The following is an 18926-nucleotide window of genomic DNA, read 5'->3' as shown; positions in this document are numbered from 1 at the left end:
GTGACCGAGCCGGTTGTGGAAGGCGCCGCTGTCGTCCTGGGCGTGGGTGAGGAAGGTCAGGTAGCACTCGGCGAGTTGCAGCACGGCGTCGGGCGGATCGGGTTCGCGGCTGGTGACGACCAGTCCACGGGCGACGTCGTCGGTGCAGTAGCCGTGCTCGCGGCGTACGGTGGCATTCCGGGCATGTTCGAACAGGCCGGTGTCGTCGGTCAGCCGGGCCAGGTGCGCGAAACTGGGCGCGGGCACAGGCACGCGGGATGCGGCTGCGGTCATGCCGGTGCGGCGGTCACGGCAGGCGAGCCACCGGCGCGGACCCTGTCGGTGAGGAGCCGCTCGGCGAGGGCGTGGTATCGGGCCGCCACCGCAGGCCATCGGAGTGTCGAACTCCTGGTGCGGGTGCGATCGGCGAGGCTGCTGGCCAGGCCGGGTTCGGTCAGGATCCGTCGGATGGCGGCGGCCAGTGCCGCCGGATCCTCGTGGGGTACGAGCAGGCCGGGACCGTCGGTGAGCAACTCGACGGCGTGCGGGAAGGGCGTCGCGACGACGGGGACTCCGGCGGCGACCGCCGCGACGAGTACGCCGGAGGTGACCTGCTCCCGAGAGTCGTAGGGCAGCACGACGGCGTCAGCGGAGCGGATCAACCGGCCCAGCGCGCTCTCCTCGTGGTAGACCGGCTGGTAGTCGACGGCGTGCGAGACACCCAGTAACAATCTCGATTACAGGACAGGCCCAAACACGGAAATCGACACACTTCCGATCAGGTGGGCAGGGCTCCGTACCGTTCGATCAGGGCGGGGTCGGCGGGTGGGAGTGTCTCTCGCAGCTGCGCTCCGTCGTGCCGAAGGCGGTTTCGCAGGGAGCTGTACGGAACCTCGCGGGGGTCTTTGTCCCGGGCGGCGGCGAGTGCGGCGACGGTGCCTGCGGCCTGGCCCTGGGCCATGCAGGTTGGTATGACGCGGGTGGACGCCAGGGCCTCGTGGCTGGCGGACACGCACTTTCCAGCGATGAGGAGATTCTCGATCCCTTTGGCGGTCAGGCAGCGCAGCGGGATGTCGTAGGGCCGTACACTCCTGGAGTCGACCCATGAGCCGTCCGGGCGGTGGATGTCGATATGGTAGGCGCCGATGGCGACAGCGTCAGGAAACGTCGCTCCGGTGCTGACATCGTCGGTGGTGAGCAGGTAGTCGCCGTGGACACGCCGACTCTCCCGGATACCGAGCATGGGTGCGATCTCAAGCAGGCGGCAACCGGCGAAGCCGGGGATCGCCTTAGTGAAGAACGCGAGCAGCTGTGGAATCTGGGCGTAGGCCTCGGTGTAGGCCCGGCTGATCGCGGCGGTGTCGGTGGGATCGAAGTCGGCGACTTTCGTGCTGACGGCCGCGAACTCGTCGGTGGGGTGGGTCTTGACGCCGACGACGCGGGTGGCTGGTACATCGATGGTGCCCGCTTGTCTGGCTTCGGCGAGTGCGCGGGTGAACCCGCCGAAGACGATGACGTCCTGCTCGGGGAGCCGGTCGAGTAGTTTGGCCAGGACGGTCGGGTGGTCGGCCAGCAGGTCGCGGAAGAGGCCGTGGTCGCGGCGCAATCCTTCGACCATGGCGGTACGGTCGACGCCGCCCACGCGGAAGACCAGGGTCGGGGCCTGAACGCGTCCGTCAGCCGTGCGGCCCTTGGACCACGTCGCGCCCGCGTGGTATCCGACGTCTCCGTCGCCACTGGCATCGATGAAGATGTCGCCGGGGATGGACTGCCGCCCGGACTTGTTCTCAACGTGCACGGCGGTGACGCGGTCGTCGCGGCGGTCGACACCGACGACTGGACTGTGCAACAGCAGTCGTACCCCGGCGTCGTGGAGGAGTCGCATGACCCGGATCCGGTAGTGGTGGTTGTCCAGCGAGACCGCGGAGCCGCAGACCGGGTCAAGGACGAACCCGGATGCGTGGCCCTGACGGTGGAGGTCGGTGACGAGCTCGGCGGCGATGCCGCGCACGACCTGACGGTAGTCCCGGGAGTGGAATCCCAACCAGGGCAGGATCGCGGAGTTGCCGCCGACGAAGCCCTGTGCCTCGATCAGGGTGGTCGCCGCGCCAGCGCGGGCGGCACACACGGCGGCTGCGATGCCGGCGGCGCCACCGCCGACGACCACGACGCCACGGTTACCAGCAGCCTTCGTCACCTGGACTCCTCTGGTGCCTCTGCCCGGCAGCTGACGTACCGGGTCGGTGCCGTGGTCGGGCTCTTGACTGTCGCTCGCACGGCCCCTACGGTCCAACACATCAGATGAGCCGGAAGGTTAGCAGATGAATCCTCTAAAGTGATCTGATGACTACCGGGAGAATTCCGCTCTACCGGCGAATCCAGGAGGATCTGCGCCGGTACATCGACGAGCATGGCTTGCGCCCAGGGGACGCACTGCCATCGGAGGCCGAACTGGCTTCCGCGTTCAGCGTCAGTCGCCTGTCGCTCCGCGAGGCGATCAAGTCCCTGGAGTCGGTCGGCGTGCTGCATGCGCGCCATGGTGGCGGTGTCTACGTCGCGGAGTTCTCGTTCGCGCCGATCCTGGAGAACCTGCCGTACGGGTTTCAGCTCAGTGAACGCGACCTCCGTGAGTTGCTGGAGCTGCGTGAGTCGTTGGAGGAGGGACTGATGCCGAAGGTGCGCCAGGCGATCAGACCGTCCGACCTGCGGGAACTCGACGCGCTGGCGCAATCGATGCAGCAGGCCGAAGTGGAGCCGATCGCCGCTGAACTGGACCGCCAGTTCCACCGGCGGCTGTTCGAACCGCTCGACAACCGTCTCGTCCTTCAGATGATCGACCTGTTCTGGGAGGTGTTCCACCGGATGCGCCACGGACTGGACCGGACCCCTCCAGCGGCCGACGCCCGCGCCGCCCGGCACCAGGCGATCGTCGACGCGCTGCGGACCGGCGACGACGCAAGTGCCGCTGCCGCGATGAGCGACCACTTCGCCGACCTGCGGGACTGGCTCGCCCGTCGTGACGCCGAACGACTGCTCGCGGGAGCCCGCGAGCGACTCGCCGGCAACGCTCGTCCGTCCACCTCAGACGCTGGTACGCCAACGGCCGCTCCATCGGGAGATGACACATGACCACCATCACCAGACGACGCCTGCTCGGCGGAGTCGCCAGCCTCGCCGGTGTATCGCTGCTGCCCGCGTGCGGCGGCGACGATTCCGGGTCCTCGAACAAGTTGACCATCTGGACCTTTTCCACCAACCAGAAGCAACATCTCGAGGCGTTCGCGGCGGCGCATCCCGACCTCGACGTCGACATCGTCAGTTACTCGCTCGACGACCTGCACGAGCGGCTGCTCGTAGCGCTGACCGGCGGTACGGGCCTGCCTGATGTGACCCAACTCGTTCTGCGCCGATCCGACGAGTTCTTCCGGACCCGGCAGTTTCTCGACCTCACCGACACCCTCGGCCCGCTCGAGAAGGACTTTCCGCCCGGCTATCTGCTCGGCTTCAACGGCAGGATCCACGCATTTCTCATGGGTCCGGGCAACATGGGGCTCTGGGCCAACCGCGAGGCCCTCGCCCGGCATGGCATCGACGTCGACACCCTGGACACCTGGAGCGCGATGGCGGAGGCCGGTCGTGCGCTCAAACAGGCCACCGGCGGCAAGAAACACCTGTTCCTGCAGCCGGGTGGCGTCGACGGGTTCAACTACTTCAACGGCTTCTACCACTCCAGAGGCGGGCAGTGGATCGCCGAGGACGGCACGGTCGTCGCCGATGCGGCGCTGGTCGCCGACACCCTTGACTACTTCGCGCAGCGCCGGAAGGAGGAGATCGCCTACCGCGGCTACTGGGCGGAACCGTCGTTCTTCGACGCGGTCAAGTCCGAGACGGTGGTCGGGTTCGGCGCCAACTTCTCGGTGGGATCGCTCACCCTGCCGAAGAACGTGCCGGACCAGGCGGGCAAGTGGCGCCTGCTGACCTGGCCCAAGTGGGCCGCTGACGCACCGGTCCAGACCGGTGGTTTCGGCGGCAGCCTGTACGCGGGCCTGGCCCGTACCCGCAACCCCGACGGTGTACGCCAGTTCGTCAAGTGGTGGCTGACCCCGGAAGGGCTCAAGGCGCAGCAGCAGGCACTCGGCCTGATCGGCTACAAGCCGGCCGCGCAGTTGTTGGAGCCGGAGCAGCCGAACCCGTACTTCGGCCAGAAGATCGGCGCTGACCTGGCCGCAGTTACTCTGCCGCCGTTCAGCTATGCCGACTGGGCTGCGGTCACCAAGACCGTCCAGTACGCGCTGGACCAGACCCTGCTCGGCAAGTGGACACCGCAGCAGGCTGCGAGCGAGTCCCTCGCCGAACTGCGGCGTCGCTAGCCGTGCGAGCGATTCGTCCCGGTAGCCAATCCGAGGGCCGGACACCGATCGCTACCAGGTCTGTTCAGAAAACCGCCGAGGTGGTGCCGCCCCCGCCACCCGCGCCGGAGGCACCGGGCATTCGCCGTCGTCGAGCCAGGCGCGACCAGCGCCCGTACCGGCCGTACCTGCCGTACCTGTTCATCGCCCCGTTCTTCGCCCTGTTCCTCCCGTTCGGTGCCGGTTCGGTCGTACTGGCCGCGGGGATGAGCTTCGCCGACTGGCCGATCGGCGCGAGTCCCACGTTCAGCGGCGTCGACAACTACAAGCGGGCGATCGACGATCCCATCTTCGGGACCGCGCTGGGGAACACCACCACGATGCTGCTGTCCTACCTGGCGCTCCTGCTACCCGTGTGCCTGGTCGTGGCAGTCGGGCTCGGCCAGCTCCGCGCGCGGACCCGCAACGCCGTACAGATCCTCGTCTTCATCCCGGTGACCATGTCGCTGATCGCCGTGTCGATGGTCTTCGACCTGCTGTACAACGAGAACCTCGGGTTCATCAACCAGAGCCTGGCCAGGCTGGGCGTGGAGCCGATCGGGTTCCTCAGTGACCCGGCCCTGGCTCCGTGGTCGATCGTCGTGCTGCGGGTCTGGCGGGTCGTCGGGTACTACGCCATCATCCTCTTCGCCGGCCTGCAGGCCATCCCGCTCGATCTCTACGAGGCCGCACAGATCGACGGCGCCGGGCCGTGGCGCCGGTTCTGGAACATCACGCTGCCACTGCTGCGCCCGGTCACCATGTTCGTCCTCGTCGCGTCGTCGATCGCCGCGTGGGAGCTGTTCGCCGAACCGCAGGTTCTCACCGAGGGCGGCCCGGCCCGGTCGACCCTCACTGCGGTGATGTACATCTACCAGGCATCCTTCCTCGAGTTCGACCTGGGCAAGGGCGCGGCGTCGTCCGTCCTGCTCGCTCTTCTGATCATCACCACCACCTTGGTGATCACCCGGTTGCTGAGGAGCAAGACCGATGCGTGAACGCACTCTGGCCCGGCGGCTGCCCTACTATGTGATGTTCGCGGTCGTCGCGCTGTTCGCCGCCGTTCCGCTGTACTGGCTGGTGCTGTCCTCCATCAAGCCGGTGGAGGACCTGTCGGACCCGTCGCCGGTTCCCGCCCGGCTGACCCTGGACAACTACCTCATCGCGTTGACCGATACCGAGATTCCGCGGTGGTTGGGTAACACGCTGCTGATCGCCATTGCGACCACCGCGCTGGGACTGGCGGTCAGCGCGCTGGCCGCATTCAGCTTCGCGCGGCACGTCTTCGCCGGGCGTTCCGTCCTGTTCGGGATGGTGATCGCCAGCCTCGCGATCCCGGAGTACGTTACGGTCATTCCCCAGTACACGATCATGCGGGAACTCGGCCTGCTCAACACGTACGCGGCGGTGGTGCTCCCGCTGGCGGCGCACGCGCTGACCCTCTTCCTGCTCCGCCAGTACTTCCGGCAGCTACCGGACGAGCTGTTCGACGCCGCCCGCCTCGACGGCGCCAGCGAGTGGTCGACCTTCCTCAAGGTGGCGTTCCCGCTCATCCGGCCGGGGCTCGGCGCGGCCGGCCTGATGCTGTTCCTGAGCAGCTGGAACGCCTATCTCCTCCCACTCATCATGCTGCAGAGTTCGGACCAGTTCACCCTGCCGATGGGCCTGGCCTTCCTGCACAGCCAGATCCAGCTCGGTGACGCCGCGATCTCACCCTGGTCGGCGATCACCGCCGGGACCGTGTTGTCGATCCTGCCGTTGGTGGTCTGCCTGCTCGCCATGCAGCGGCACTTCATCGCCGGCATCACCCAGGGTGCCGTGCGCTGAGGCAGACCCCATCCATGGAAGGAACCACGTGATCGAACTGCGGGGCAACATCCCACCGGTCATCACCCCACTGCGTCCGGACGGCACGGTGGACCTGCCGGCGGTGGCCCGGCTGACCGAACACCTCGTCCACGGTGGAGTGTCGGGGCTGTTCGTTCTGGGATCCTGCGGTGAGGGCCCGACCCTCACCACGGCCGTCCGCACCGAAGTCGTCAAGGCGTTCCAGGCGGAGGCGGCGGGGCGGGTGCCGGTACTGGCCGGCGTACCCGAGGCAGGAACCCGGCGGGTGATCGAGGCCGCCGAACAGGCCATGGCCGCCGGGGCCGACGCCGTGGTCGTGATGGCTCCGCAGTACTTCGTGTTCGACGGGCACGAGCCCGTCGCGGAGCATCTGCACGCCGTGGCCGCCAGCACCCCGGCCCCGATCGTCCTGTACAACCTGCCCTCGGCGACGCAGAACCCGATCACGCCCGAGGTGGTCGACGCCGTGGCGGTTCTGCCGAACGTGGTGGCGCTCAAGGACTCCAGCGCGGACTGGGACGCGTACACCCAGCTGTCCGACGCGGCCCGGCAGCACGGTCTCGCGGTGTTCCAGGGTGCCGAGCGGCTCATCGCCCGCAGCCTCGACCATGGCGCGGACGGGGCCGTGGCCGGCATCGCCAACATCGACCCGGACGTGGTGACCGCCGCGATCGGGGCCGCCGCCGCAGGGGACCGGGCCGCCCTGGCCCGGGCCCAGGGGCGCATCGACACGTTGTTCGGGTTGTACGAGGCGGGATTCTGGCTCAGCGCGCTGAAGACGGCCGCGAGCCTGCGTCGGCTGTGCGGCCCCGAGCTGACCGCACCGCTGCCCCGCCTCGGCCCGGGCGGGGCGGATCGTATCCGCGCCGTGCTGCGTCGAGCGGGCGTACCCGTCCTGGACGCGGCCGATGAGTGAGCTGCGCACCGGGATCCTCATCGTCGGCGGCGGGCTCGGCGGGGTCGCCGCCGCGCTCGCCGTGGCACGCTGCGGGCATCGCGCGATTCTCACCGAGCCGACCCGGTGGCTCGGCGGTCAGCTCACCTCCCAGGCGGTGCCACCGGACGAACATCCGTGGATCGAGCAGTTCGGGGCGACGGCCAGCTACCGCTCGCTGCGCGACGGCATACGCGAGTACTACCGGCGCTGGTATCCACTGTCCGCCCGGGCGCGGGCGGTCCGCCACCTCAACCCGGGACGCGGTTCCGTGTCCGCCCTGTGTCACGAGCCCACCGTCGCCCTGGCCGTCATCGAGGCGATGATGGCGCCACACCGCGCGGCCGGCACCGTCCAGGTGCTCCACGCACACCGTCCGATCGCGGCCACCGTGGACGCCGACCGGGTCAGCTCCGTCCGATTCGTCGACGAGGCGACCGGTCACGAGGTCGACATCCACGCCGACTACGTCCTGGATGCCACGGAAACGGGTGACCTGCTGCCCCTGGCCGGGGTCGAGTACGTCACCGGAGCCGAGCCGGCCGGCGAGACCGGTGAGCCGCACGCCGCCGCAGACGCCGAGCCGCAGCGGATGCAGGGATTCACCGTCTGCTTCGCGATGGACCACCGGGCCGGGGAGGATCACACCATCGACCGGCCCGTCGACTACGACCGCTGGCGGGCGGCCGATGCCCCGGTCCGCCCCGCACAGCAGATCGGCTGGCCGAACCCGGAACCCGGCCACGGAGTCCTGCGACCGAACCCGGATGCGGCGTCGGACGAAAAGGTCATCGTCTCCGCCTCCCACACCGGCCGGTTTGCCCCGCCGGCCGGCTGGAGCCCGATCGCCGACCTGTGGCGCTTCCGGCGGCTGCTGTGCCGACACAACCTCACGCCGTCCCCGCCCAGCGACATCACCCTGGTCAACTGGTCGGCCAACGACTACCACGGCGGGTCCATCGTGGACGTGCCGGCGACGTTGGCGGAGGCCAACCTGCGTGCGGCGCGGCAGCTCAGCCTCAGTCTGTTCTACTGGCTGCAGACCGAGGCGCCTCGGGCCGACGGTGGCACCGGATTCCCCGGCCTGCGGCTGCGTCCTGACGTCACTGGCACACCCGACGGCCTGGCCATGGCCCCGTACATCCGGGAGAGCCGGCGCATCCGGGCGGTCACCACCATCCGGGAACACGACATTGCCGTCGCCGACCGTGGTGAGTACGGCGCCGTCCGGCACGCCGACAGCGTCGGCATCGGCAGCTACAAGATCGACCTCCACCCCGGAACCCACGGCGGCGCGCGAATGTACGCCGCCGCCCACCCTTTTGAGATCCCCCTCGGTGCCCTCCTGCCGGTGCGCATGCGCAACCTGCTCCCGGCCGCCAAGAACATCGGTACCACGCACATCACCAACGGCTGCTACCGCGTCCACCCCGTCGAATGGAACGTCGGCGAGGCCGCGGGACACCTTGCCGCCTACTGCCTGGGCCACGGCACCGAACCTCACCAGGTGCGGGAAGATCCCCGGCACCTGGGCACCTTTCAGAGCATCCTCACCAGTCACGGCGTCGAGCTGCGGTGGCCCGAGGTCCGTGGCTACTGATCGAAAGGACCGACCTTGAAACCGCGAAGACATCTGCTCGCAACCGCTGCCGTCGGCGTCGCCGTCGCGCAGGTTTTCGCCGCCACCCCCGTCGCGGCCTCGCCGAATCGACGACCCGTGCCGCAGGTCGTTTTCGCGCACGCCACTACCGCCTCCAGCGTCGCACTGGCCTGGCGATGGACGTACGGCGTACCACGCCCGCAACGGTTCGAGATCGAGGCCGGCACAGTCGCCGACGGCGCCGGCGAACCCACACCCGCCACCTGGACCGCCCAGGGCTCGACCCCCGGTACCGCCCATGCCTTCACCGCCGGCGGTCTTGCCGCCAGCACCACGTACGTGTTCCGGATCCGGGCACGGACCGCGAAGGGTGACACCGACTGGGCCGTCTCGTCCCCGGTGACCACGGCGGCCATCAACTCGCTGACCCGTGCGACCGTGGTGGCGCCCACGATGCTCGGCAATCCCCGCAACGGCGAAGGTTCGCTGGTGGAGCTGCGCGACGGCCGGCTGATGTACACCTACGGTCGCTACGAAGGGCTGGGCGACCTTTCCGCGTCCACCATTGCCGCGCGTACCTCGGGCGATGGCGGTGCCACCTGGTCCGCCGAGTCGGTTCTGTTCGGACAGCTCGGCGGTACGCAGAGCTTCATCCAGCCGTCGGTCGTCCGGATGGCCGACGGTGGCCTGGGCCTCAGCTACACCGTCGCCGAGGCGACGGACTCCGCTTGGAAGGTCTTCAGCCGCAGCTATGACGAGGGCGTCACCTGGAGCAGTCCGACGACCATCACGGACGGTTCGTTCGGCTACATGACGGGTAGCAACGCGCGCCTGTACGTGCTGTCCACCGGGCGGCTGTTGCAAGCGATCAACATCAAGCTGTCGGATCCGGACAGCCGCGCCGTCATCATTTTTACCTCCGACGACAACGGCCGGACCTGGACCAACCAGACCCCGGGCGGGTTGCGAGCCGACATCCGGCTCGGTCTCATCGAGCCGGCCATCGCCGAGTACGGTCCGGGCCAGTTGCTGATGCTCATGCGCACCACGCAGGGATTCCTGTGGCAGTCGCGATCCCGGGACTTTGGCGCGAGTTGGACCACGCCGGAACGCAGCGACGTCACTCACCCGGCCGCGCCACCGTTGCTGACCCGGATGCCGAACGGCCCCGGGATCGTGCTCATCACCACGGCAGACGCCCCGGAGGGCAGCCGACGGGTGCTGGCGTCGAGGATCAGTCTGGACGGCGGCGTCACCTGGACCAACTACCGGCAGATCGAGTACCGGAGCAACGCCCGGGTCCACTATCCAGCCATGCTCTACGCACGGGACCGCATCCACCTCGTCTACTACACGGCTCCGGGGAGCTTCGGCGGGACGGGTCACCTGTCGCTGCCGAAGGACTGGTTCCGGGCCAGGGAGGCGTTCCCGTACGGTCCGTCGACAACTGTCCACATCGCCGGCGAGACGGCCACGTTCACCGCGGTCAGCGGCGGTGCAAACCCGGTGGCGGGCACCGAAGTACTCGTCGACGGCCGGCCCGTCACCCTGGTGGACGGCCGGTTGATCCTCGCGCCGGGCTACCACACGGTCGCCTACCGGTCGACCGACACCGCCGGGTCCGCCGAACGCTGGCGGGAAACCGCTGCCGTGGTGTGGTGATGCGGGAGTCCGGCTAGCGTACGGCCGCGGTCCTCGATCAGCCTGTCTCCGCCCCCGGGGATGGGCTGACCGAGGCCGTCCATATTGGATCGGTGCCCCGTGTGACCAGGGCGGATGATGGGCCATTCGGCCGCACGAAACTTATTGACAGTGCAAGGTGGATGTCAGTAGGTTTCCGACATAGATCAGGTGCAGTTCCCGCCTTCGAGGAAGGACGGCTCGCCGAGATGTCCAATCCGAACCTGACGCGACGAGGCCTCATTACGACGACGGCGCTGACCGCGACGGCCGCTGCCCTCGTCCGAGCCGACCCCGCATTCGCCACCGGCCAACACCCGTCGCGCCGCCGCGTCACCGTCGGCGACCACAACGGTGCCCCGGCCATCCTGCTCAACGGCCAGCCACTGCCCGCGGTCGCCTACATGACCTATCTCCCGCACCGGGGCCAGTTCGGTGACTTCGCCGACGCCGGCTACCGCCTGTTCAGCGTGGCCTCGTTCCTCGGCGACCGGGGCATCAACTCCACGAGCGGTATCAGACCTTTCCGCCCCGGCATCTGGAAAGGGCCGAACGAGTACGACTTCACTCCCATCGACGAAGACCTGGCGCGGGTGCTCGACGCGTGTCCGGACGCGCTCGTGCTCCTGCGGGTCAACCTGGACGTACCCGAGTGGTGGGAGGCGCTCCATCCGGACGAGCTCAGCGTCGCCTCGGACGGCGGTACCCTGCGCCAGTCGTTCAGCTCGACGGTGTGGAAGCGGCAGGCGGGCGACGTGCTGCGGGCCCTCATCCGGCACAACTCGCGGTCGCCCCTGGGGCGGTCGGTCATCGCGTACCACCTCGGGGCCGGCCAGACCGAAGAGTGGATGTACCACGGCAACCGCGACCGCTTTCCGGAATACAGCCGGTCACACCAGCAGGCTTTCCGCGTTTGGCTAGGTCGTACCTACCGGACCGACCGGGCCCTACGCGCAGCCTGGCAGGACGACACGGTTTCGCTGCACACGGCGACCATCCCGGACGCGACCGCGCGCCTCGGCGACGAGAGCCGGATCCTGCGCGACCCGGTCACCGAGCAACCATCCATCGACTACTACCAGTTCCACTCGCATGCGGTGGCCGACGCGGTCATCCACTTCTGCCGCGTGGTCAAGCAGGAGGTCGGTGACACCGCCCTGGCCGGCGCGTTCTACGGCTACAACATGGAAACCACCCAGGTGGACGTGGGACAGAACGCCCTACGCCAGGTCCTCGCGTCGCCGCAGGTCGAATTCCTCGCCAGTCCGAACAGCTACGTCCGTCGCCAGCCCGGCAACGACTGGGCCTACTTCAGCCTCACCGACTCGGTCAAGCTGCACGGCAAGTTGTGGATGAGCGAGTCGGACACGCGTACCCACCTCAGCCAGGGTTTGTCGGTCGTCGCGCCGGAGGTCAACCCGACCGGCAGCGTGCCCGGGCAGTATGACAGCAGTCTGTGGCTGGGCCCTGAGGACCCGGCGATCACGTTGGCGCTGCTGAAGAACAACCTCGCCCGGGCGCTGGCGACCGGCGCCGGGCTGTGGTGGTTCGACATGTGGGGCGGCTGGTACGACGACCCCGAAATGATGGCCTTCATGGCGAACGCGCGCGGCCTGGTGGCCGAGTCGATGCGTGCGGACCGCCGCTCCGCCGCCCAGGTCGCGGTGGTCGTGGACGAGGAGAGCTACGCCTACTTCAGCCACAGCCGCAACCACAACCAGCAGTTCCTTTACGGGCAGCGACTCGAGCTGGGGCGCATGGGCACGCCTTACGACATTCTGCACGCCCAGGACCTGCACGACCGTCGGACGCACCACCACAAGCTGTTCATCTTCCTGAACAGCATCAAGGTCGACCGCCACCTACGTCAGGTCGTCAAACGACTGCGCGACCAGGGCAGAAGCTTCCTGTGGGGCCACGGCGCGGGTTGGTTCGGCCACGGCGCCCCCGGTGTGGCCGGGGTTCGCGATCTGACCGGAATCGAGGTGGCGGCGCCCGAGCTGCCCACGGTGGACCTCCGAGTGAGGACGTTGGCCAGTGACTCCCCGGCGCTGTCCGGCGTCGCGACGGGCACCCTGTTCGGCACCACGAGCGTGAAGGGGAACCCGCTGATCCACCCGACCGGTGTCGACGCCGAGGTGCTGGCCAACGTGAACGGCACCACGCTTCCCGGCGTCGTCCGCGTCCCGCACCGTCGGGGCGGCTACTCGACGTACACGGTCGGGCCGCGCATTCCACCGCGATTCCTACAGAATGCCGCCAGGGGAGCGGGGGTCCACATCTACAACGACGTGGACGACGTCTTCTACGCCAACCACGAGTTCATCGCTCTCCACGCGACGCAGGGCGGGCCGCGTACGATTCGCCTGCCCCGCACGGTGGCAGCCGTCACCGACGCCTTCGACCCGAGTCGCACACCGTTGGCGCGCGATACCGACAGCTTCACCATCGAGTGCGGCGAGCACGAGACCTACCTCTTCCGGCTCGGCCGGGGTCGGCGGGGGTGATCCGATGAGACTCGTTCGTTCACGCCGCCACCGCGCCGTCGTCTACCTGCTGGCCGTCACCGTCGCGGCCACCTCACTGGTCGTGACCGGCTCGACGGCGACCGCCCACCCCGACGTTGCATCCAGCACCCGTCCGGTCGCCGTGCCGCTGCTCACCCGGGACAGTTTTGCCGACCCGCCGACCTCGGTGCGGCCGAAGTATCGCTGGTGGATGCCGCTGGCGTACACCGACGACCAACAGTTGGCCGCCGAGCTTGCCCAGATGAAACAGGCCGGTGCGGGCGGCGCCGAAGTCGCCCCGTTTCTGTCCGAGGGTCCCGGCTACCGCACCAACCCGTTCCTGTCCACCTACGGCTGGGGCACGCCGCTGTGGACGGAAAAGGTGGAGACCATGCTCTCGGCGGCCCGGGACACCGGTCTGAATCTCGACTTCAGCATTGGCCCGCGGTGGCCGGCGACCGTGCCGACGGTGGCCGACGTGAACCACCCGGCCGCAGCCCAGAAGATCGTCTTCTCGCACGAGTTCGGCGCCGGTGGCACGAGGCGCACCGGAGCACTACCCACGAACTTCGACACCGCGCCGCCGGCCGGGGCCAATCGGACCCTCATCGCCGCGCTGGTCGCGAAGTGTGTCGACCCGCAGTGCGCCAGCCAGCCATCGCCCCGGCTGCTGGACCAGGCCAGCGTCACCGACGTCACCGCCCAGGTAGCCGCCGACGGCACGCTGGACATGGTGTTCCCGGGCGACGCGGAGAGCACCTACGCGCTGATCGCCTTCTACCAGACCCCGAACGGTGGCAACCTCAACGGCTACACCGCGACCGTCACGAACTACGCGCTCGACACGTTGAGCCCGGCCGGCGCCCAAGCGGTGATCGACTTCTACGAAGACAACATTCTCACCCCGGACGTCCAGGCACTCCTGGAGCAGTTGGCCACCACCGAGTTGTTCGAGGATTCGCTGGAGCTGGGTGCCCAGAAGTGGACGTCGAACCTCGTCGCCGAGTGGACGCGACGGCGGGGCTATTCCCCGGTCAGCCTGCTGCCGGCACTGGCCGGCGCCGGCGCCCAGGGCGGACTGCCGGGTCGGTTCCCCGGCCAGCCGTACTTCGACTTCGCCGACGGTGTTGGTGACCGGGTCCGTACCGACTACCGGCAGACGCTCAGCGACCTGTACATCGCGTACCGACTCGACGTGCTGCGCGAATGGACCCGCGAGCACCACATGAAGACCCGTGCGCAGCCGTACGGAGAGGCGATCGACGCTGCCGAGGCGGCCAGCCACATCGACGTCCCCGAGGGTGAGTCGCTGGCGTTCGGCCGTAACGACAGTGCGCACAGCAACGTGCAGAACTACAAGGTCGTGGCCGCCGGTGCCCACCTCTCCGGCGCCCCGGTCGTCTCCGACGAATGCTGCGCGTTCCGGGGCAAGGTCTGGGGGTCCACGGTGGGCGACGCCTCCGACACCTCCAACCTGCAGGCGGTTTACCGGGGTTACGCCGGTGGCGTCAACCAACTCGTCTGGCACGGCTTTCCGTACCTGAGCCGCGGTCCGGCCGGCTCCGCCGCGCAGTCGATCTGGCCCGGAATGAGCTACGGCGGCAACGCCTCGTACTCGGAGGCGTTCGGCGCCAAGGGCGGACCGAACTGGGCCGACTACCGACAGGTCAATGACCACCTGGCCCGGATGCAGCTGGTACTGCGCCAAGGCAAGCCGCGCTTCGACCTGGCCGTGTACTGGCAGGATTTCGGCATCGGCCTGACCGGCACGTCGGCGAACAAGCTGATTCCCGACTCGTCGGCGATGGCTTCCGCCGGGTACACCTACGAGTACGTCAGCCCGGCCCACCTGCGTGATCCAGACGCGACGGTACGCCACGGCACGCTCTTTCCCAACGCGTCCGCGTACCGCGCGTTGCTGTTGAACAACCAGACGACCCTGCCCCTGGACACCGCCCGCACCATCCTGCGGATGGCCCGGCAGGGCCTGCCCGTGGTGATTCTCGGCGAGTTGCCCAGCAGCACCCCGGGCTACCAGCCGGACCAGGACCCCCAGCTGCGCGCGGTCATCGCCGAGCTGCTGCGCCAAGGTGGGGTGGTGCGGGTCGACAGCGAGGCCGCTGTCCCAGGTGCGCTGCAGCGCGCCGGGATCCGCGCCGCCGCCGCTCACGTGAGGCCGTCCGACGCGATCCTCGACGTACGCCGGCACGGTGCCGGGGTCGACTACTACTACCTGTTCAACCAGAGCGCGTCCACCACCTACCAGAATCTGACCCTGACCGGCGACGGCGTGCCCTACCGTCTGGACACGTGGACCGGTGGGATCACACCGATCCCCGGTTACCGCAAGGGTCGGGGGACAGTCACCCTGCCGGTGCGGCTGGCCGGGCACGATGCGATGGTCATCGCCGTCACCGCCCGCCGCGACACGACGTTCCCCGGCCCCGCCATCCGCGATTCCGTAGCCTCCGGGACCGGGCCCGGCGGCCTGGCACCGCAACCGGTGCGGCTGACCGACTGGTCGCTGACCGTGGACAGCTGGACGCCCGGACCGTCCGGCCTGCCTGGCGACACCGCGCACACCACGATCGGGCCGGTGGCCGTGCCCGCCAACCCGGACCGTACGCTGCCCGCGTGGTCGCAGCTCGATGACGATCTCGCCGACGTCTCCGGGGTCGGTACCTACACCACCCGGTTCCGGCTCGGTCCGGACTGGACCCGGGTGCGTGGTGCACACCTCGATCTCGGCACGGTCGTCGACACGGTCAGGGTCAACGTCAACGGCCGCGACCTGCCACCGGTCAACCCGATGGACCTCGGCCGCGTCGACGTCAGCGCCCATCTGCGCCCCGGCGACAACACCATCACGGTGCGGGTCGCCTCCACCTTGCGCAATGCCGTCCGGGTCGCTCCGGGCACCGGTGCCGCGTCCCAGCCCCGAATGGATTATGGTCTGCTCGGCCCGGTATCGATTCGCCCATACGCCGCCACCGCCGCAGTGCTCACGGTGGAGCCGACGCAACGGATGCTTCCGCTGGCGGCCGGGGGGTACACCGAGGCGGGAATGCTGGTTACCAACGCCTCGAACCAGCCGGTACGGGTGAACGTCGATGCCACCGGCCCGATCGGAATCACTGCGACAGGGCCACCGGCCATCGTCGTCCCAGCCGGCGGCTCGGCGATCATCCCTGCCGCAGTACGCAACTCCGGTCCCGACTCGGGCACCAGCGTACTGACCGTAACCGCCCGGGCCAGCAACGGCCTGACCGCTACCACCCAACAGTGGCTCAGCCACTCGAACAACCTCGCCCTCAACACCGAGGGAGCGCGGTACCCACGGCTCATCGCGGAAACCGGCCAGGATCGTTTCCCCGCAGAGCTGGCCGTGGACGGTCAACCGGGCACGTACTACTCGTCGTGGGGCAAGTCCGCCGGACAGGGCCCGACCGCAGACAACCCCGCGATGTTCGGGTTCGACTTCGGCGCGCCAGTCTCGATCAGCTCGGTCACGGTCGGCGGACAGTCGGATTTCGGCGTCCGTACCTTCACCATCGAGGCGTCGAACGACAGCAGATCGTGGCGGACGGTCGCCACCGTGCCCGGCCATCCTTCCGCCGGCGGCACCGTTTCGTTCGCCGCGATCACTGCCCGGTACCTGCGGCTGCGCATCACCGACACCTGGGATCCGGTTCGTCCGACCAGGAACGTCCAGATCAGCGAGGTGGCAGCCAGGGCATGAGTGTCGATGTCGGGTGGTGGGGCCGGTCCGAGGGCGAGCGGGTGGGCCTGACCCGGTTGACGGACATCCGAGATCAGGGCTGTGAGCCTCCTCGGGAGGATGTTCATCATGGAAGGCATGGGTAAGAAGCCACGCCGACCGCGTCGGGCGTTCACGCCGGAGTTCAAGGCGGAGATCGTCGAGGTGCGCCGGCGGGGTGACCGCGCGGTCTCGGTCAGGTCGCGAAGGACCTCGACCTGACCGAGACCGCGGTGCGGGACTGGGTCAAGCAGACCGACCTCGACGCCGGCACCCGTACGGACGGGCTGACCAGCGCGGAGCGTGACGAGCTGGCGCGGTTACGGCAGGAAACACCACAATCGAGACTTGGTGGCCACAGATCCTTGCGTTCATCCGCACCGGAATCACCAACGCCGCCTCCGAAGGCACCAACCGGGTGATCAAGACCGTCGCCCGCGACGCCTACGGCTTCCGTAGCCCCGTCAACCAGCGACTACGCACCCGCTGCGCCACCACCCGACGCACCCGAGGTCACCTCGACCCCCGCTAACTTCGTTGAGCCGCCAAGCTGGCCGACTTCCTGGTCGCCGAGGGGGTGATCGACGACATCAGCCACGAGGGCCTACGGGTCCTGCTCCGCGAGGAGGGCGTGTCGTTTCAACGCGTGAAGACCTGGAAGACCTCCCGCGACCCGGACTATGCCGCCAAGAAGGCCCGCGTCGAGCACCTCTACGCGATCGCCGACGGCGAGGTCGTACCCGAGGTCGGCGAGCCCGAGGTCGTGTTCTGCCTGGACGAGTTCGGTCCCCTGAATCTCCAGCCCCATCCTGGCCGGTAGTGGGCCGAGCGGGGTGGACGGCACAAGGACCCTGGTCGGGAACCCCGGGCACGCCGGCGGGCGACCTACACCCGCCCGCACGGCGTCCGGCACCTGTTCGCCGCCTACGACCTGAGCACAGACCGGCTCTACGGCCACATCAAGCCGAAGAAACACCGGACACGGTTTCTGGAGTTCTGCCGATACCTGCGCAGCCTCCACCCACCCGAGATCCGCATCGCGATCGTGCTCGACAACTACTCTCCGCACCTGAGCACAAAGAAGGACACCCGTGTGGGTGACTGGGCCCCGGCGAACAACGTCCAGTTCGCCTACACGCCGACCAACAGTTCCTGGCTCAACCGCATCGAGGCGCAGTTCACCGCCCTGCGCTACTTCGCACTCGACGGCACCGACCACACCAGCCACACCGAGCAGGGCAGCATGATCCGCCGATACATCATCTGGCGGAACAACCACGCCGTCGACGAACGCCTACGCCAAGTAGTCAACAGGGCGAACGCTGCCTGATGCGGCACTAGCTGGCGAGACACCTCGCTGTGGAACAGGCGCTCCGCGCACGCCAGCACGATCCGCGCCCGAACCGCCAACGCCTGCACCGTCTTCGGCCGGCGAGCCAAACTCCACAACGCCTCCCGCTCCTCAGCGGTCAGCTCCGACAAGGCCAGCTTCGGACGACGACCATCCCCCTCCCACTCAATATGGACCTCGGGGAGCGAGCGAGCCGGCTCAAGTTCCTGATCCGAGACCGGGACACCAAGTACACCGCCATTTCCACGGCATGATCAGTGAATACTCCCAGGCCGCCTAGTCAGAACGGGGTTCACGAACGGCACGGGTCCGGGTGCCGCTGACCGGCGACATCGTCTACGGCACCGGGATCGACGCCAACGGCATCGCCCGGACCCCGGACCGCAAGGCTCTGCTGATCGTGCAGTCTGGCACCGGCCTGCTGTTCCGGGTCGATCCGGCCACCGGGTCACCCGGACCGTCGACCTCGGAGCGAGACCAACGGCGACGGGCTGCTGCTGGACGGCGGAGGCTGTACGCGGTGCAGAACCGGCTCAACACCGTCGCGGTGATCCGGCTCGGCCGGACCGGCCGGACCGGGCGGGTGGTCGAGCGGCTGACCGACCCTGGGTTCGACGTACCGACCACGGTGGTGGCGTACGGCAACCGGTTCCACCTGCGGAACGCCCCGTTCACCACGCCACCGACCCCGGAGACGCCGTACACGGCGGTGGCGGTCCCGCGCCCCTGAACCGCGAGAGCGGGTGCCGCGGTCCACCGCCGGCGTACCCGTACCGGGTTGGTGCCCGGGCCGCTGGCCCTGCGGGGAGCGGTGCGGCACGCTGCGGCGTTACGCGGACTCGCCGTTCTGCGGGAAGACATTCATCACTGTGGCGAGCATGG

The 18926-nt window shown here is 68.7% G+C and carries 15 protein-coding genes and 2 pseudogenes; 14 read left to right on the top strand and 3 right to left on the bottom strand.

The features are described from left to right. From R6Y94_RS44320 to R6Y94_RS44310, 3 genes and pseudogenes are all read right to left on the bottom strand, one after another. Positions 1 to 273, bottom strand: a pseudogene (locus tag R6Y94_RS44320) (glycosyltransferase); the annotation flags it as partial. Beyond that, entirely contained in the window at positions 270 to 710 is a 441-nt protein-coding gene (locus tag R6Y94_RS44315; protein WP_318403299.1) for a glycosyltransferase, read from the bottom strand. The pseudogene R6Y94_RS44320 and the gene R6Y94_RS44315, both read right to left, overlap by 4 nt. Before the next feature lie 47 nt (positions 711 to 757). Next, positions 758 to 2176, bottom strand: coding sequence for an FAD-dependent oxidoreductase (locus R6Y94_RS44310; protein ID WP_318403297.1), 1419 nt, complete (start codon positions 2174 to 2176; stop codon positions 758 to 760). A gap of 146 nt (positions 2177 to 2322) precedes the next feature. On the opposite strand from R6Y94_RS44310, the gene R6Y94_RS44305 reads away from it, so the two are divergent. The 14 genes and pseudogenes from R6Y94_RS44305 to R6Y94_RS44240 all read left to right on the top strand — a co-directional run bounded on the left by R6Y94_RS44305 (position 2323) and on the right by R6Y94_RS44240 (position 18774). Continuing rightward, positions 2323 to 3108: a FadR/GntR family transcriptional regulator gene (locus tag R6Y94_RS44305; RefSeq protein WP_318403295.1), complete on the top strand. Its 786-nt coding sequence runs from the start codon at positions 2323 to 2325 to the stop codon at positions 3106 to 3108. Continuing rightward, positions 3105 to 4349, top strand: coding sequence for an ABC transporter substrate-binding protein (locus R6Y94_RS44300; RefSeq protein ID WP_318403293.1), 1245 nt, complete (start codon positions 3105 to 3107; stop codon positions 4347 to 4349). Before R6Y94_RS44305 ends, R6Y94_RS44300 begins: the two co-directional genes overlap by 4 nt. A gap of 80 nt (positions 4350 to 4429) precedes the next feature. Continuing rightward, entirely contained in the window at positions 4430 to 5365 is a 936-nt protein-coding gene (locus tag R6Y94_RS44295) for a sugar ABC transporter permease (protein ID WP_318403292.1), read from the top strand. Further along, complete coding sequence (locus R6Y94_RS44290) at positions 5358 to 6194, top strand: carbohydrate ABC transporter permease (RefSeq protein ID WP_318403290.1); 837 nt, start codon at positions 5358 to 5360, stop codon at positions 6192 to 6194. Before R6Y94_RS44295 ends, R6Y94_RS44290 begins: the two co-directional genes overlap by 8 nt. Positions 6195 to 6222: 28 nt before the next feature. Beyond that, a complete protein-coding gene (locus tag R6Y94_RS44285; RefSeq protein WP_318403288.1) occupies positions 6223 to 7131 on the top strand; it encodes a dihydrodipicolinate synthase family protein in 909 nt (302 codons plus the stop codon). After that, a complete protein-coding gene (locus R6Y94_RS44280; RefSeq protein WP_318403286.1) occupies positions 7124 to 8749 on the top strand; it encodes an FAD-dependent oxidoreductase in 1626 nt (541 codons plus the stop codon). The genes R6Y94_RS44285 and R6Y94_RS44280 overlap by 8 nt, the downstream gene beginning before the upstream one ends. Positions 8750 to 8764: 15 nt before the next feature. Beyond that, positions 8765 to 10411, top strand: coding sequence for an exo-alpha-sialidase (locus tag R6Y94_RS44275; protein ID WP_318403284.1), 1647 nt, complete (start codon positions 8765 to 8767; stop codon positions 10409 to 10411). Between the two features lie 161 nt (positions 10412 to 10572). Further along, positions 10573 to 12936 (top strand): beta-galactosidase, encoded by a 2364-nt coding sequence (locus tag R6Y94_RS44270; protein WP_318403282.1) that lies wholly within the window; start codon positions 10573 to 10575, stop codon positions 12934 to 12936. Between the two features lie 4 nt (positions 12937 to 12940). Beyond that, positions 12941 to 16675 carry a glycosyl hydrolase gene (locus R6Y94_RS44265; RefSeq protein WP_318403280.1) on the top strand — a complete coding sequence of 1245 codons (3735 nt, stop codon included), beginning with the start codon at positions 12941 to 12943 and terminating at the stop codon, positions 16673 to 16675. 117 nt (positions 16676 to 16792) lie between these two features. Beyond that, entirely contained in the window at positions 16793 to 16915 is a 123-nt protein-coding gene (locus R6Y94_RS44260; protein WP_318403278.1) for a hypothetical protein, read from the top strand. A gap of 118 nt (positions 16916 to 17033) precedes the next feature. Next, positions 17034 to 17225: a transposase gene (locus R6Y94_RS44255; RefSeq protein WP_318403303.1), complete on the top strand. Its 192-nt coding sequence runs from the start codon at positions 17034 to 17036 to the stop codon at positions 17223 to 17225. 45 nt (positions 17226 to 17270) lie between these two features. Then, positions 17271 to 17513: a hypothetical protein gene (locus R6Y94_RS44250; RefSeq protein WP_318403276.1), complete on the top strand. Its 243-nt coding sequence runs from the start codon at positions 17271 to 17273 to the stop codon at positions 17511 to 17513. A 69-nt stretch (positions 17514 to 17582) separates the two neighbouring features. Beyond that, a pseudogene (locus R6Y94_RS44245) lies at positions 17583 to 18023 on the top strand (transposase); the annotation flags it as partial. Between the two features lie 334 nt (positions 18024 to 18357). After that, entirely contained in the window at positions 18358 to 18774 is a 417-nt protein-coding gene (locus R6Y94_RS44240) for a hypothetical protein (RefSeq protein ID WP_318403275.1), read from the top strand. The last annotated feature ends 152 nt before the right edge of the window (positions 18775 to 18926 follow it).

Origin of the sequence: Plantactinospora sp. KLBMP9567 (assembly GCF_033446045.1) — a bacterium.
Lineage (GTDB): Bacteria > Actinomycetota > Actinomycetes > Mycobacteriales > Micromonosporaceae > Plantactinospora.
The sequence above is the reverse complement of the archived record's forward strand: the minus strand, read 5'-3'. Positions and strand labels throughout refer to the sequence as shown.